Below are 15,314 nucleotides of genomic sequence, written 5' to 3'. Positions count from 1 at the left end.
ATGAGCCACCGTCAGTCAGGGATGACGCTTGCCTTGAGCCGATTCCGGGTTCGCCTGCTGCTGTTCTGTTGCCTCTGGGGTGCACTCCCCGCATGGGCGGCCCAGGTGTTGCTGACCGGCGCCGAAGACAGCACCGGCGTGCGGGCCTTCGCCCAGGCACTGGCGCAACAGCGGCCACAGGACGAAGTGCGCTTCGAACTCCTGGCCAACCTGCCTGCCCCCGGTCAATTGCCGGCGGGCACCCGGCTGATCCTGCTCGACCCGGCGAGCCTGGAGTGGCGCCAGAAAGATACCCAGGGCCCGGCCACCCTGGTACTGCGCATCGGCCGGATCCAGGCCCAGCAGCGCCTTGGGGCAACGGCCTCGCCCCGGCTGAGCCTGTTATGGAGCGACCCGCCGCTGGCTCGGCAATTGCAATTGATCCGCAAGATCCTCCCCCAGGCCCGGCGGATCGGCGTGCTCTACGGCGCCGACAGTGAATTCCTGCTCAAGGAACTGCACCAGGCCGCCCATCCCCTGGGGCTGGAAATCGTCGCCGAGCGCTGGGACGACACCAATGACAGTCGCCCGCTGCAAAGCCTGCTGAAAAGCAGCGACGTCCTGCTGGGGCTGGACGACCCACAGCTGTACAACCCGAAAACCGCGAAGAACCTGTTATTGAGCAGCTATGCCCGGCAGCTGGCGCTGATTGGCCCCAATGCCGGTTTCGTCAAGGCTGGCAGCCTGGCCAGCACCTACAGCGACCAGGACGACTGGTTGCAGGTGCTCGACGATTTGCTGGACCGGCCCACGACCCACTGGCCGCGTACCCTGTATCCGCAACCGTTCAAGGTGTTGAGCAACCCGCAAGTGGCACGCTCCCTGGGTGTCGAACCGATTGACGAGCAATCGGTGGCGACCCAGCTGGCCGAAGGAGAAAAACGCCCATGACCTTCCGTCGCCGTTGGGACATCAGTACCCGCACCCAGATCATCTGTCTCGGCCCGGCGCTGCTGCTGACCCTGCTGCTGATCAGCTTCTTTACCTTCGTGCGGATCCAGGATCTGCGCCAGGAGCTCAACCACACTGGCCAGTTGATCGCCAACCAGCTGGCGCCGGCCACCGAGTACGGGGTGATCTCGGGCAACAGCGAAGGCCTCGAGAGCCTGCTCAAGGCCACCCTGGCCACGCCCCATGTGCGCTTTCTCGAAGTCCAGGACAGCCGCAACAAGATCCTGGTGTACGTCGAGCAGCCTTCGGAGACCCACAACCGCTCCCAGCAGGTAGAAGTGTTCCAGGCCCCGGTACGCCTGCAACGCATCCAGCTCAGCAACGACTTTTTCCAGGACGACCCGAGCGCCAGCGTGAGCCCGAACGAGGACTACCTGGGGCGGGTGATCGTCGGCATGTCCAACGACGCCTTCAGCCAGCGCCAGCAGGAGATCCTGTTCAAGGCCGGCATCCTCGCGCTGTTCGCCCTGCTGTTCACCTTCCTCCTGGCCCGCCGCCTGGCGGCCAGCCTGTCGCAGCCGATCAGCGCCATGGGCACCGCGGTCAAGGCCATTCAACAGGGTGACTTCAAGACTCCGCTGCCGATCGTCGACGATGCCGAGCTGGGCGATCTTTCGCGGCATATCAACAACCTCGCCGCCGGCCTCGAGCAGGCCAGCCGCGAGCAGCACCAGGCCATGGCGCAATTGATCCAGACCCGCGAAGAAGCGGAACGGGCCAACAACGCCAAGTCGGACTTCCTGGCGATGATGAGCCATGAACTGCGCACGCCCATGAACGGCGTGCTGGGCATGCTGCAACTGCTCGAAACCACGGAAATGACTGATGAGCAGCACGAGTACGCGGCGCTGGCCTCCGAATCCACCGAGCACCTGCTCAAGGTGATCAACGACATCCTCGACTTCTCGCGCATCGAGCGCTCGGCCCTGGAGCTGGAGCACATCCCGTTCAACCTCGCCGAACTCATCAGCAGCTCGGCCCAGGCCTTCCAGCACAGCGCCGCGCAGCGCGGGCTGGACCTGCAACTGCGGCTGCCGCCCGGAATGGAATCGCTGCAAGTCAAAGGCGACCCGACGCGCATCCGGCAGATCCTGGTGAACCTGATCGGCAACGCCTTGAAGTTCACCGAACAAGGCAGCGTCACCATCGAGCCGCAATGGCAGGCCCTGGACCATGAACTGCTGTGGTTCACCTGTAGCGTGCGCGACAGCGGGATCGGCATCAGCCCGCAAAGCCTGGAACTGATGTTCAACGCCTTCCAGCAGGCCGACAGTTCGATTTCCCGGCGTTATGGCGGCACCGGCCTGGGGCTGCCGATCGCCCGCACCCTGGCCGAACGCATGGGCGGCACCCTGCGCGCGCAGAGCGAGGAAGGCCGCGGCTCGGTGTTCACCCTGGAGATCCCGCTGGCGCTGTACCAGCAAAGCCTGCCGGTGCTGGCGCCGCGAGTGCACAGCGGGCATGCCCATGGCGAAGGACGCAACGTGCTGCTGGTGGAAGACAACCCGGTCAACCAGACCGTGATCCAGGCCATGCTGCGCAGCCTGGGCTTCACGGTCAGCATCGCCACCGACGGCGCCCAGGCCATTCGCAGCGCCGAAAGCCTGATTTTCGAGGCGATCCTGATGGATTGCCGACTGCCGCTGATCGACGGTTACGAGGCCACCCGGCAGATCCGCCAACTGCCCGGATGCGCCGACCTGCCGATCATCGCCCTGACCGCCAACGCCTTGCAGGGCGACCGCGAAGCGTGTTTGTCGGCGGGAATGAACGATTACCTGGCCAAGCCGTTCAAACGCACGGATCTGCAGCAAATACTCCAACGTTGGGTGCAGTAGCGGCCATTTATCGACCATCTGCGACTGGCGTGAAGGGCGAAAGTGCGGCAGTCTTAGGCACCCGAACAGGCCCCTCACAGGGCCTGTATAATAATTTCAGTGCACAAGTGTACATTCATGTCCCTTGTGCTGTGACTTTCACCACAACGCAATAGTCTATGAGTAGGCTGCCGGCTCGAGGCATGAACGCTTCGATCGGCCGGGAAGATTTGCCCCACCCTGCCGCATGGGACTATTGAGGAGCTCGCATGACCAAACAAAACGCCTTTACTCGGGAAGATCTGCTGCGCTGCAGTCGCGGTGAGCTGTTCGGCCCAGGTAACGCGCAACTGCCCGCCCCGAACATGCTGATGGTGGATCGCATCACTCATATCAGCCAAGAGGGTGGCAAGTACGGCAAAGGTGAATTGGTCGCCGAGCTGGATATCACCCCCGACCTGTGGTTCTTCGCCTGCCACTTCGAAGGCGATCCGGTGATGCCAGGCTGCCTGGGCCTCGACGCCATGTGGCAACTGGTTGGCTTCTTCCTGGGCTGGCAAGGCCTGCCGGGCCGCGGTCGCGCCCTGGGTTCGGGCGAAGTGAAGTTCTTTGGCCAGGTGCTGCCGACCGCCAAGAAAGTCACCTATAACATTCATATCAAGCGCGTCCTCAAGGGCAAGCTGAACATGGCCATCGCCGATGGTTCGGTCAGCGTCGACGGCCGCGAAATCTACACCGCCGAAGGCCTCCGGGTCGGCGTTTTCACCTCCACTGACAACTTCTAAGGGTTATCCGCATGCGCCGCGTCGTTATCACTGGTCTAGGCATCGTTTCGTGCCTGGGCAATGACAAAGAGACCGTCTCCGCTAACCTGCGTGCAAGTCGCCCTGGCATCCGCTTCAACCCGGAATATGCCGAAATGGGTCTGCGTAGCCAGGTTTCCGGCTCCATTGACCTCAACCTCGAAGAGCTGATCGATCGCAAGATCTATCGTTTCGTCGGCCACGCGGCGGCTTACGCCTACCTGGCCATGAAAGACGCCATCGCCGACTCCGGCCTGACCGAAGAGCAGGTTTCCAACCCGCGTACCGGCCTGATCGCCGGCTCCGGCGGCGCCTCGACCCTGAACCAGATGGAAGCGCTGGACATCCTGCGCGAGAAAGGCGTCAAGCGCGTTGGCCCATACCGTGTCACGCGGACCATGAGCAGCACCGTTTCCGCGTGCCTGGCCACTCCGTTCAAGATCAAGGGCCTGAACTACTCCATCGCTTCCGCCTGCGCCACCAGTGCCCACTGCATCGGTACCGCCATGGAACAGATCCAGATGGGCAAGCAGGACATCGTGTTCGCCGGCGGCGGTGAAGAAGAACATTGGAGCCAGTCGTTCCTGTTCGACGCCATGGGCGCCCTGTCCAGCAAGCGCAATGACACCCCGGAACAAGCCTCCCGCGCCTACGACGCCGACCGTGACGGTTTTGTCATCGCCGGCGGTGGCGGCATGGTGGTGGTCGAGGAGCTCGAACACGCCCTGGCCCGTGGCGCGAAGATCTACGCCGAAATCGTTGGCTACGGCGCGACGTCCGACGGCTACGACATGGTGGCGCCAAGCGGCGAAGGTGCAATCCGTTGCATGCAGATGGCCATGTCCACCGTCGACGCACCGATCGACTACCTGAACACCCACGGCACCTCGACTCCGGTCGGCGACGTCGCGGAAATGAAAGGCGTGCGTGAAGTGTTCGGCGACAAGGCTCCAGCCATCAGCTCCACCAAGAGCCTGTCGGGTCACTCCCTGGGCGCCGCCGGCGTTCACGAAGCGATCTACTGCCTGCTGATGATGGAAGGCAACTTCATGGCCGGTTCCGCCAACATCGAAGAGCTGGATCCGGAAGTGGCCGACATGCCGATCCTGACCAAGACTCGCGAAGACGCCACCATCAACACCGTGATGAGCAACAGCTTCGGCTTCGGCGGCACCAACGCCACCCTGGTCCTGAAGCGCTGGCAGGGCAAGTAAGCCCCGCCGCTTCGCAACATGAAAAACGCCCCGACTGGTTCGGGGCGTTTTTTATTGGGCGACTGTTTTCCGGAAGCCCTTACACCGAAAAACGCGCCACCAGGGTGTTCAGGTCCACCGCCAGCCGTGACAACTCCTGGCTCGCGGCACTGGTCTGGTTGGCCCCGGCCGAGGTCTGCATGGCCAGGTCGCGGATGTTCATCAAGTTGCGGTCCACCTCCCGAGCCACCGCCGCCTGCTCCTCCGAGGCGCTGGCAATCACCGTGTTGCGCTCGTTGATCAGGGTGATCGCCCCGGCGATTTCCTCCAGCGCCGCCCCCGCCGCCTTGGCCAGCTCCAGGGTCGAACGGGCCCGGCTGTTGCTCTGCTGCATGGAGCTGACGGCCTGCTCGGTGCCCAGCTGAATGCCGCCGATCATCTGCTCGATCTCCTGGGTCGATTGCTGGGTGCGATGAGCCAGCGCCCGCACCTCGTCGGCCACCACGGCGAACCCGCGGCCGGCATCCCCGGCCCGCGCCGCCTCGATGGCGGCATTCAGGGCCAGCAGGTTGGTCTGCTCGGCCACCGAACGAATCACATCCAGCACCTTGCTGATGCCATAGACCTTCTGCGCCAGCTCTTCGACCTGGGAGGCGTTGGCGGTCACGTCGTCGGCCAGGGACTCGATGGACTGCACCGTCTGTCGCACCTGCTCGCGCCCATGCTGGGCAATCAGGTCGGACTGGCGGGAGGCCTCGGATGTCGCCACGGCATTGCTGGCCACCTCCTCCACCGCAGCGGTCATCTGGTTCACCGCCGTCGCCGCCTGCTCGATTTCCTGGCTCTGCTGGTGCAGGCCGCGCGTGGCGTCCTCGGTCACGCAACTGAGTTCCTCCGAAGCGGAAGCCAGCTGGCTGGAAGAGTCGGAGATGCGCCGGATGGTCTCCCGCAGGCTGTGCTGCATGGCCTTGAGCGCCTGCAGCAGGCGCGCCGGCTCATCCTTGCCGCTGATGCGGATGTCCTCGGTCAGGTCGCCGCCGGCCACCACCTCGGCTACGTTCAGCGATTGCGAGAGCGGCAGTACGATGCTGCGGGTCAGCAACAGGGCCAGGACAATGGTCATCAGGCCAGCCACCACGACCATCACGACTACCCAGACCTTGGCGTTGCTGAACACCGCCCTGGCCAGCTCGGTGGCCAGGTTGGCGTTGTGCCGGTTCAGGGCCACCAACTCATTGAGGGTGCCCGCCAGCTCATCGGCCAGTTGGCTCATCTCGCCATTGACCACCGCGACCGCATCCTCGACCCGCCCCTGTTGCGACAGTGCCATTACCTGGTTCTGATGCTCGAGGTAGCGCTTCTCGGCGGCTTTGTAGCGATCGAACAGCACACGCTCTTGCGGCAGCACAATCAGCGCGTTATAGCGCTCCTGGGCCACCGTCATGCCGCGCTTGATTTCATTGAGTTTGCTTTCGTTCTGCGCCAGGGCCTGGGGGCTGCGGTTGAGCAGCAAGCGCATGGTCAGCGCGCGGACCCGCAGCAGGTCCTGATTCATTTCGCCCACCGACATCACACTGGGCAGCCAGTTGTTGTCGACCTCGTCGGACTGCGCGCGCATGTTCGCCATCTGCAGCAGGGCGAACGCCCCCAGGCCGAACACCATCAACGCCAGCAGGCCGAAGCCCAGGCCTGCGCGCGGTGCAATGTTGAGACTCCTGATGCTCATTCTCCGGTTCCTTCCAAAAGCGCTGCATTCGCCATGCAGCGGGCTGCTGTTGAAAGTATCGGGTCGCGGAAAATTTGCTTAAGACGAAAACGTGATATCAAAACGCCCAAGCACTCCGATGCCTGGGCGTAAACGATTCAGCGTACGGTAAAACGCTGCTGGACCAACAAACGGTCGCCCTGGAACACCATGAAGCGCCACTCGCCGGGGATCACCTCATGACTCTCGGTGAACTCATAGGCCATGATGTCCTGCGGCGCGCCCGGCACCAGTTTCTGGGTCACTTCGAGCTTGTCGTGACGCTGGCCATCCGGGGTGCGGATACCCGGTGTGAAATACAGCAGGGTCAGCGGCACATCCTCGGCCACCTTGCCGGCCAGCTGATAACGCAGGCCGAACTTGGTGCCCAGCCGCGCAGGCACGATCTCGGTCTGCTCGATGTTCTCGTTGCTGCGCCGCAGCACCCGCTCACCCGACTGCAACGCGGCCTTCGGCCCCTCGAACACACCATATTCCACCGGGCCTTCGACACGGACTTCAGCACTGGCAAAGCCACTGAGCATCATCAGCGCCGCCAATGCGCTTAAACGGGTGAGGTGCATATCGCGCTCCTTGATTGAGATGGCGCGAGCCTATGACGCAGGCATGACAGGCTGATGACAAACCTGCATCGCCAGCGCCTTGGCAACGCCCGCGCACTGGAGCCTCCCAGGATCAACGAGCGCGCGGCAGCACGGCGAGGAAGTTGTCCCGGGCCACCTTGCGCGCCACGTCCTCCGGCAAGGCATCGAGGAAGGGATCGAAGCTGCGCATTTCCCGTCCCAGCTTGTTGAATCGCCCGACAACGTCCGAACCCAGCATGAACCGCTCGGGAAAGCGTTCCACCAGCTTTACCCACTCCGTCCGGGGCACGCCCTGCTCATCCAGCAGGTACGGCCTGAGCACGCTCCAGGACAGGTCGATATACAGGTTGGGATAGGACTCGAGCATCCGCGCCAGGGTCGGCAGGAGAAAACTCAGCTGCACCTGGTGCCGGTGGATCTCCATGCTGGTGCCCGCGTGGGCCCAGATAAAACGCGTGTGAGGGTGATTGCGCAGCGGCTCTTCGATTTCCCTCAGGTACAGCGGGTTCTTTTCGCGCTTGGAGGTGATGTTGGAATGCAGCATCACCGGCAGGTCGTTTTCCGCCGCCAGGTGATAGATCCGCGTCATCGCCTCGTTATTGGCCCGTGGCGTATCGCCGGAGGTCAGCGCGGTCAGGTCATCGTGGCGGGTGAAGACCTCGCCGATGCCCTGCCACAACCCCGGATTGAGGTCGAGCATGCGCTGGATATGGGCCTCGGAGTTCTTGTCGTTGGGGTTGAAGCCCGACAGGAACGGATGGAAGTGCCGGCGCTGCTCGGGCGTCAGGCGATTCACCGCGGCGGCGACAATCACATCGGTAGCGCTGTACCAGTAGGCATCCGCGTCATCGCCGGCGTAATAGCGCGGCCGCTTGGGTTCGTCTTCATGCCATTTCTTGGCCACCGGGATACCGGAAATCATCACATGCTCGATGCGATTGTCGGCCATGGCCTTGAGCAGCTTGTCCATGCCCGCCGACTCCTGGAAGAAGTCGACGTAATGCAGGTGGGCATCGCTGTAGGCGTAGTCGCGGGCCTGGACCCAGGCGCTCGGCAGCAGCAACAGCAAGGTGCTCAGGTAGATCCAGCGCATGGGTGGGCTCCTGTCGATTCACGCTGGGTAGACCCTGCCCCGGAGGCGGCGGTTCAGAAAAAGGGGAACGCACAACCAGCGTAATGCTCTATAACTGCACCACCTTTCAACGACTGCTCACTGCCCGAGGTCCGTCATGACTATCACCGTCAACACCGAATCCAGCGAAGGTTTCCGCCACAGCATCCAGATCGATGACCACCAATTGTTCGCCGACCTGCCCAAGACCCTGGGCGGCGAAGGTTCCGCGCCGGAACCCCACGACTTTTTCGATGCTGCCCTGGGCGCCTGCAAGGCCCTGACCCTCAAGCTGTACGCGCAGAAAAAAGAGATTCCGCTCACCGGCGTCACGGTCGAGGTCAAGCACGACAACAGCCAGGAGCAGAAAGGCAAATACGCGCTGCACGTCAAGCTGACCCTCAAAGGCGTACTGACCGACGCCCAGCGTGAAGAACTGCATCGCGTCGCCGACCGCTGCCCGGTGCACAAGCTGATGACCACCGCCGAGGTGAGCATCGAGACCCACCTGTCCGAAGGCGCCTTCAGCCAATAGCGCCACGGGCTGCACAAGCGGGTTATGCTCCCGGGCATAACCCGATCAGCCTGGAATGCACCATGAACACACCGCTCGTGATTCGCCCTCGCGCCGAGGACGTCGAAGGCCAACCCATCCTGCGTCCGCTGCCCTCGGCCCAATGCCGCAGCGTGGGGCCCTTCGTGTTTTTCGATCACATGCTGCAAACCCGCTACCCCGCGGGCAAGGGCATGAATATCCGCCAGCATCCGCATATTGGCCTGTCGACCCTGACCTACCTGTTCCAGGGGCAGATCCAGCACAAGGACAGCCTCGGTTCCGACCAGGTGGTGAACCAGGGGGATGTCAGCTGGATGACCGCCGGCAGCGCCATCGCCCACGTCGAACGCACCCCGCAGGCGCTGATCGACAGTGATTTCAGCATGCACGGCCTGCAAGTCTGGCTGGCCTCCCCCAAGGCCCATGAACAAGGCCCGGGGCACTACAGCCATCACCCGGCCGCGACCCTGCCGGTCAGCGACAACCTCGGGGTCAGGATCCGCATGATCGCCGGCAGCGGTTTCTGCCTGGAATCGCCGGTCCCGGTGCTTTCCCCGACCCTGTATGCCGAAATACAGCTGCAGACCGCGACCACCCTGCTGATCCCCGCCGAACATGAGGAGCGCGCCCTGTACGTGCTCGAAGGCGACGCCCAGCTGGACGGCGAGCCCGTCGAGCCCCATGCGCTGGTGATCCTGCCGGCCGGCACCACCCCGACCCTGTTCGCCGACAGCGACTGCCACGCCGTGCTGTTCGGCGGCGCGCCGCTGGACGGTCCACGGCGGATCAACTGGAACTTCGTCTCCAGCGACCCGGCCCGTATCGATGAAGCCCGCCAGCGCTGGGCCGCTGGCGACTGGCCGACGGTGCCGGGGGAAAGCGAACGAATCGAACTGCCCAAGGGCAAAGGCTCGCCGTCCCCTCTGTAGCGCCGGGCGTTCAATAGCCTGGGCAGGTCAAGTACCGGCCCAGGCTCCACCGCCGCCAGGCTGCGCAACCAGGTACCGGCTGGCGCGAGCGGTTGCGGGTAGCCGGATCCCGGCCTATGGTCCAAGCGATGCATAGCCTGCGACCGCCGCGCGATGATTCGCCGTGGGTCGCTGTCCATCCAGCGCAACGTTGCGCAGCGAGGTGACCACATGCCAAACGACTCCCGTCCTGCCGTGCTCGAACTGATCGGCAACACGCCGCTGGTGCGTGTCAGCCGTTTCGATACCGGCCCCTGTACGCTGTTTCTCAAGCTTGAATCACAAAACCCCGGAGGTTCGATCAAGGACCGTATCGGCCTGGCGATGATCGACGCCGCCGAGCGCGACGGCCGCTTGCGACCCGGCGGCACCATAGTCGAGGCCACCGCCGGCAACACCGGCCTGGGCCTGGCCCTGGTCGGTCGCGCCAAGGGCTACCGGGTGGTCCTGGTGGTGCCGGACAAGATGTCCACCGAGAAGGTCCTGCACCTCAAGGCGATGGGCGCCGAAGTGCACATCACCCGCTCCGATGTCGGCAAGGGCCACCCTGACTACTACCAGGACATGGCGGCGCGGCTGACCAAGGAGATTCCCAACGCCTTCTTCGCCGATCAGTTCAACAACCCGGCCAATCCGCTGGCCCACGAGTGCAGCACCGCGCCGGAAATCTGGGCGCAGACCCAGCATGATGTGGACGCCATAGTGGTCGGCGTCGGTTCGGCCGGCACCCTGACCGGGCTGACCCGGTTCTTCCGCCGGGTGCAGCCGGACCTGGAGATGGTCCTGGCCGACCCGGTGGGCTCGGTGATGGCCGAATACAGCCGCAGCGGCGCCCTGGGCACGCCTGGTTCCTGGGCGGTGGAAGGCATCGGCGAAGACTTCATTCCGTCCATTGCCGACCTTTCCAGCGTGCGCAAGGCCTACTCCATCAGCGACGAGGAAAGCTTCGAGCACGCCCGCCAGCTGTTGCGTGCCGAGGGCATTCTCGGCGGCTCTTCGACCGGTACCCTGCTGGCCGCGGCTCTGCGCTACTGCCGCGAGCAGACCAAGCCGAAGCGGGTGGTCAGCTTCGTCTGCGACACCGGCACCCGCTACCTGTCGAAGATCTACAACGACCAATGGATGAACGATCAGGGCCTGCTTGCGCGCAAGCGCTACGGCGACCTGCGCGACCTGATCGCGCGGCGCTTCGAGGACGGCCGGGTGATCAGCGTGGGGCCGGACGACACCCTGCTCACCGCCTTCCAGCGCATGCGCCTGGCCGACGTCTCGCAACTGCCGGTGCTGGTGGACGGGCAGCGGCTGGTCGGAGTGATCGATGAGTCGGACATCCTGCTGGGCGTGCACGAAGACGCTTCGCACTTTCGCCAGACCGTGGCCAGCGCCATGAGCGATCAGTTGGAAACCCTGCCTCCCAGCGCCAGCCTGGCCGAACTGGAGGCGGAACTCGACCGTGGCTTCGTGGCGATCATCGCCGACGCCTCGGGCTTCCACGGTTTGATTACCCGGGTCGACATGCTCAATCACTTACGGAGATCGCTAACATGAGTCAACAGGATGAAACCGGCGCGCCGCGTGCCTTCGCTACCCGGGTAATCCATGCGGGGCAGACGCCAGACCCTTCCACCGGGGCGCTGATGCCGCCGATCTACGCCAACTCCACCTATGCCCAGCAGAGCCCCGGGGTGCACAAGGGCCTGGACTACGGACGCTCGCACAATCCCACGCGCTGGGCGCTGGAGCGCTGCGTGGCGGACCTTGAGGGCGGCACCCAGGCCTTCGCCTTCGCCTCCGGGCTGGCGGCGATTTCCAGCGTGCTCGAACTGCTCGACGCCGGCGCGCATATCGTTTCCGGCAATGACCTGTATGGCGGCACCTTCCGCCTGTTCGAACGGGTGCGCCGGCGCAGCGCCGGGCATCGCTTCAGCTTCGTCGACCTGTCCGACCTCTCGGCCTTCGAAGCGGCGTTGCAGGACGACACCCGGATGGTGATGGTCGAGACCCCGAGCAATCCCCTGCTGCGCCTCACCGATCTCGCCGCCATCGCGCGCATCTGCCGCGCGCGGGGCATCATCTGCGTCGCCGACAACACCTTTGCCAGCCCGTGGATCCAGCGCCCGCTGGAGCTGGGCTTCGATATCGTGCTGCACTCGACGACCAAGTACCTCAACGGCCACTCCGACGTGATCGGCGGCATTGCGGTGGTCGGCCAGAACCCCGACCTGGCCGAGCGCCTGGGCTTCCTGCAGAACGCCGTGGGGGCCATCGCCGGGCCGTTCGACGCCTTCCTCACCCTGCGCGGGGTGAAGACCCTGGCGCTGCGCATGGAACGCCACTGCAGCAACGCCCTGGAGCTGGCGCAATGGCTGGAACGCCAGCCACAGGTGGCGCGGGTCTACTACCCGGGCCTGCCGTCCCACCCGCAGCACGCCCTGGCGCGACGGCAGATGCAGGCTTTCGGCGGGATGATCTCCCTCGATCTGAACTGCGACCTGGCCGGCGCCAAGCGTTTTCTCGAGAACGTGCGGATCTTCGCCCTGGCCGAGAGCCTGGGCGGGGTGGAAAGCCTGATCGAGCACCCGGCGATCATGACCCACGCCAGCATTCCCGCGGAAACCCGGGCGCAGCTCGGCATCGGCGATGCTCTGGTGCGCTTATCCGTGGGGGTCGAGGATGTCGAGGACCTGCGCGCCGACCTGGCCCAGGCGCTGACGCGGATCTGAATGGCTGACAGGCACAAAAAAGCCCGCCTGGCGTACAAGGCGGCTCGCTGAGAGCCGCATTGCATCGCCAGGCGGGCTTGTCGTTCCCGGGGCTCAGCCCTTGAACACTTCATCCAGCAGGTTGTGCATCGAGGTGAAGGCACGGCCCGCGGTCCTGGCGTCGTACATCATCATGCCCGGCACATTGGCGTGCGGATCGGTGAAGGAATGCACCGCGCCGCCGTAGCTCAGCAACTGCCAATCCACGCCTGCGGCATTCATTTCTTCTTCGAAGGCCGGCAACTGCTCTTTCGGCACCAGCGGGTCGGAGGCGCCATGCAGCACCAGTACCGAGCCCTTGATGTTCCGCGCGTCGGCCGGGTTCGGCGTATCCAGGGTGCCGTGGAAGGACACCGCGGCTTTCAGCGGCGCACCGCTGCGCGCCAGCTCCAGGGAGCAGCAGCCACCGAAGCAGAAACCGAAGGTGGCCAGCCTGGCCTTGTCCACCGCGGCTTCCTGCTGGCTTTGCAGCGCCTCGAAGGCCGCCTGCATGCGCTTGCGCAGCAGGGCCCGGTCATCCTTCAGCGGCATCATAGCGGCGCCCGCCTCGTCGCCGTTGCTCGGACGGACCTGTTGCCCGTACAAGTCGGCGATCAGCACCACATACCCCTTGGCGGCCACCGCCTCGGCGATCTTCTCGGCACCGGCGCTGACCCCCATCCAGTTCGGCGCCATCAACAGCCCCGGACGCGGGCCCTGCTGGCTGGCATCGAACGCCAGGCGGCTTTCATAGGATTGACCATCAATCTGGTAGACCAGGGAACGAACAGTGACTTGGCTCATTTCAGACTCCTGATTCAAAAACACCGGAATGAAAAAACCCGCCGAAGCGGGTTTTTATGCAACGCAGTTAAACCGACAGTTCAACCAGCAGCTTGTTCAGACGACGCACATAGGCGGCCGGGTCTTTCAAGCTGTCGCCGGCAGCCAGGGCCGCCTGATCGAAGAGGATGTGCGACAGGTCGCCGAAGCGCTCGTCGCTCTGCTCGCCGTCGAGTTTCTCGATCAACGGGTGAGCCGGGTTGAATTCGAAGATCGGCTTGGAATCCGGCACCTTCTGCCCGCTGGCCTCGAGGATCTGGCGCATCTGCAGGCCCAGGTCCTGCTCGCCGATCGCCAGGATCGCCGGGGAGTCGGTCAGGCGGTGGGAAACCCGCACTTCGCTGACGGTATCGCCCAGGGCGGTCTTGATCCGCTCCACCAGGCCTTCCTTGCTCTTGGCGACTTCTTCCGCGGCCTTCTTGTCCTCTTCCGAGTCCAGGTTGCCCAGGTCCAGGTCACCACGCGCCACGTCGACAAAGCTCTTGCCGTCGAAGTCGCTCAAGTAGCTCATCAGCCACTCGTCGATGCGGTCGGTCAGCAGCAGCACTTCGATGCCTTTCTTGCGGAAGACTTCCAGGTGCGGGCTGTTCTTGACCTGCGCGTAGGTTTCGCCGGTGAGGTAGTAGATCTTGTCCTGACCTTCCTTGGCGCGCGCCAGGTAGTCGGCCAGGGAAACATTCTGCTCGCCGTCGTCGCCCTGGGTGGAGGCGAAGCGCAGCAGGCCGGCGATCTTTTCCTTGTTGGCAAAGTCTTCGGCCGGGCCTTCTTTCATCACCTGGCCGAAGTTTTTCCAGAAGCCCTTGTATTGCTCAGGCTCGTTCTTCGCCAGTTTTTCCAGCATGTCCAGCACGCGCTTGGTCAGCGCCGACTTCATGGAGTCGATGATCGGGTCTTTCTGCAGGATTTCCCGCGACACGTTCAGCGACAGGTCGTTGGAGTCGACCACACCCTTGATGAAGCGCAGGTACAGCGGCAGGAAGGACTCTGCCTGATCCATCACGAACACGCGCTGCACGTACAGCTTCAGGCCTTTCGGCGCTTCACGCTGGTACAGGTCGAATGGCGCACGGGCCGGCACGTACAGCAGCGAGCTGTATTCCAGCTTGCCTTCGACCTTGTTGTGGCTCCAGCTCAGCGGGTTCTCGAAGTCATGGGCGATGTGCTTGTAGAACTCCTGGTATTCCTCGTCCTTGATTTCGGTACGCGGACGGGTCCACAGGGCACTGGCGCGGTTGACGGTTTCCCATTCCTGCGCAGGTTTCTCTTCACCCTCGGCGGCAGCGACCTCTTTCGGCAGCTCGATCGGCAGGGCGATATGGTCGGAGTACTTCTTGATGATGTTGCGCAGGCGCCAGCCATCGGCGAACTCGTCGTCGCCGGACTTCAGGTGCAGGACGATACGGGTGCCGCGGTCGGCCTTGTCGATGGTCGCGACTTCGAACTCGCCTTCGCCCTTGGAGGACCAGTGCACGCCCTCGCTGGCAGCGAGGCCGGCACGACGGCTGAAGACATCGACCTTGTCGGCGACGATGAAGGCGGAATAGAAGCCCACGCCGAACTGGCCGATCAGGTGCGAATCCTTCTTCTGGTCGCCCGTGAGGTTTTTCATGAAGTCGGCGGTGCCGGACTTGGCGATGGTCCCCAGGTGGGTGATCACATCTTCCCGGCTCATGCCGATGCCGTTGTCTTCGAGGGTGACGGTCTTGGCGTCCTTGTCGAAGCTCACACGGATTTTCAGCTCCGCGCCACCTTCCAGCAACTCAGGCTTGGACAGGGCTTCGAAGCGCAATTTGTCGACAGCGTCAGAAGCGTTCGAGATCAGTTCGCGAAGGAAGATTTCCTTGTTGGAATACAGCGAATGGATCATGAGGTGCAGCAGTTGCTTTACCTCGGTCTGGAAGCCCAGGGTTTCCTTTTGAGTTTCCACACTCATGGTCATCAAA

Annotated in this window: 13 protein-coding genes and 1 pseudogene; 8 read left to right on the top strand and 6 right to left on the bottom strand. The window is 63.8% G+C overall.

Annotated features, from left to right (window positions below; all coding sequences use genetic code 11):
• The 4 genes from DK261_RS16585 (at position 1) to fabB (ending at position 4,824) form a co-directional block, all read left to right on the top strand.
• Positions 1-930 carry an ABC transporter substrate-binding protein gene (locus DK261_RS16585; protein WP_028681900.1) on the top strand — a complete coding sequence of 310 codons (930 nt, stop codon included), beginning with the start codon at positions 1-3 and terminating at the stop codon, positions 928-930.
• The gene (locus tag DK261_RS16580; protein ID WP_009047784.1) at positions 927-2,828 is read left to right on the top strand and encodes an ATP-binding protein; all 1,902 of its coding nucleotides are present in this window, start codon (positions 927-929) and stop codon (positions 2,826-2,828) included. The genes DK261_RS16585 and DK261_RS16580 overlap by 4 nt, the downstream gene beginning before the upstream one ends.
• A gap of 248 nt (positions 2,829-3,076) precedes the next feature.
• Positions 3,077-3,592 (top strand): 3-hydroxyacyl-[acyl-carrier-protein] dehydratase FabA, encoded by a 516-nt coding sequence (gene fabA, locus DK261_RS16575; protein ID WP_007931558.1) that lies wholly within the window; start codon positions 3,077-3,079, stop codon positions 3,590-3,592.
• An 11-nt stretch (positions 3,593-3,603) separates the two neighbouring features.
• Entirely contained in the window at positions 3,604-4,824 is a 1,221-nt protein-coding gene (fabB, locus tag DK261_RS16570; protein ID WP_025805277.1) for a beta-ketoacyl-ACP synthase I, read from the top strand.
• 79 nt (positions 4,825-4,903) lie between these two features.
• On the opposite strand, the gene DK261_RS33910 is transcribed toward fabB, so the two are convergent.
• The 4 genes and pseudogenes from DK261_RS33910 to DK261_RS16555 form a co-directional block, all read right to left on the bottom strand.
• Positions 4,904-5,767 carry a methyl-accepting chemotaxis protein gene (locus tag DK261_RS33910; protein ID WP_371356849.1) on the bottom strand — a complete coding sequence of 288 codons (864 nt, stop codon included), beginning with the start codon at positions 5,765-5,767 and terminating at the stop codon, positions 4,904-4,906.
• Positions 5,759-6,529 (bottom strand): annotated as a pseudogene (locus DK261_RS33905) (MCP four helix bundle domain-containing protein); the annotation flags it as partial. The gene DK261_RS33910 and the pseudogene DK261_RS33905, both read right to left, overlap by 9 nt.
• A 137-nt stretch (positions 6,530-6,666) precedes the next feature.
• Complete coding sequence (locus tag DK261_RS16560) at positions 6,667-7,131, bottom strand: DUF3859 domain-containing protein (protein ID WP_009047781.1); 465 nt, start codon at positions 7,129-7,131, stop codon at positions 6,667-6,669.
• Between the two features lie 112 nt (positions 7,132-7,243).
• On the bottom strand, positions 7,244-8,245 hold the full coding sequence (locus DK261_RS16555; protein WP_110176022.1) for an amidohydrolase family protein: 1,002 nt from the start codon (positions 8,243-8,245) through the stop codon (positions 7,244-7,246).
• Between the two features lie 136 nt (positions 8,246-8,381).
• Between DK261_RS16555 and DK261_RS16550 the strand changes: the two genes are divergently transcribed.
• The 4 genes from DK261_RS16550 to DK261_RS16535 all read left to right on the top strand — a co-directional run bounded on the left by DK261_RS16550 (position 8,382) and on the right by DK261_RS16535 (position 12,510).
• Positions 8,382-8,798, top strand: coding sequence for an OsmC family protein (locus tag DK261_RS16550; RefSeq protein WP_007931549.1), 417 nt, complete (start codon positions 8,382-8,384; stop codon positions 8,796-8,798).
• Positions 8,799-8,860: 62 nt separating this feature from the next.
• Complete coding sequence (locus DK261_RS16545) at positions 8,861-9,748, top strand: pirin family protein (RefSeq protein ID WP_038631067.1); 888 nt, start codon at positions 8,861-8,863, stop codon at positions 9,746-9,748.
• Positions 9,749-9,958: 210 nt separating this feature from the next.
• Entirely contained in the window at positions 9,959-11,335 is a 1,377-nt protein-coding gene (locus DK261_RS16540) for a pyridoxal-phosphate dependent enzyme (protein ID WP_110176021.1), read from the top strand.
• On the top strand, positions 11,332-12,510 hold the full coding sequence (locus DK261_RS16535; RefSeq protein WP_028681905.1) for a PLP-dependent aspartate aminotransferase family protein: 1,179 nt from the start codon (positions 11,332-11,334) through the stop codon (positions 12,508-12,510). Before DK261_RS16540 ends, DK261_RS16535 begins: the two co-directional genes overlap by 4 nt.
• Before the next feature lie 93 nt (positions 12,511-12,603).
• Here DK261_RS16535 and DK261_RS16530 read toward each other — a convergent pair whose 3' ends face one another.
• Both DK261_RS16530 and htpG read right to left on the bottom strand, forming a co-directional pair.
• Complete coding sequence (locus DK261_RS16530) at positions 12,604-13,332, bottom strand: dienelactone hydrolase family protein (RefSeq protein ID WP_038631063.1); 729 nt, start codon at positions 13,330-13,332, stop codon at positions 12,604-12,606.
• Between the two features lie 67 nt (positions 13,333-13,399).
• Positions 13,400-15,304, bottom strand: a complete 1,905-nt coding sequence (htpG, locus tag DK261_RS16525) for a molecular chaperone HtpG (protein WP_009047775.1) — start codon at positions 15,302-15,304, stop codon at positions 13,400-13,402.
• Between the last annotated feature and the right edge of the window lie 10 nt (positions 15,305-15,314).

The sequence above is a fragment of the Pseudomonas sp. RW409 genome (assembly GCF_003184125.1).
Lineage (GTDB): Bacteria > Pseudomonadota > Gammaproteobacteria > Pseudomonadales > Pseudomonadaceae > Aquipseudomonas > Aquipseudomonas chlororaphis_I.
This window is presented reverse-complemented; position numbering and strand designations above follow the sequence as displayed.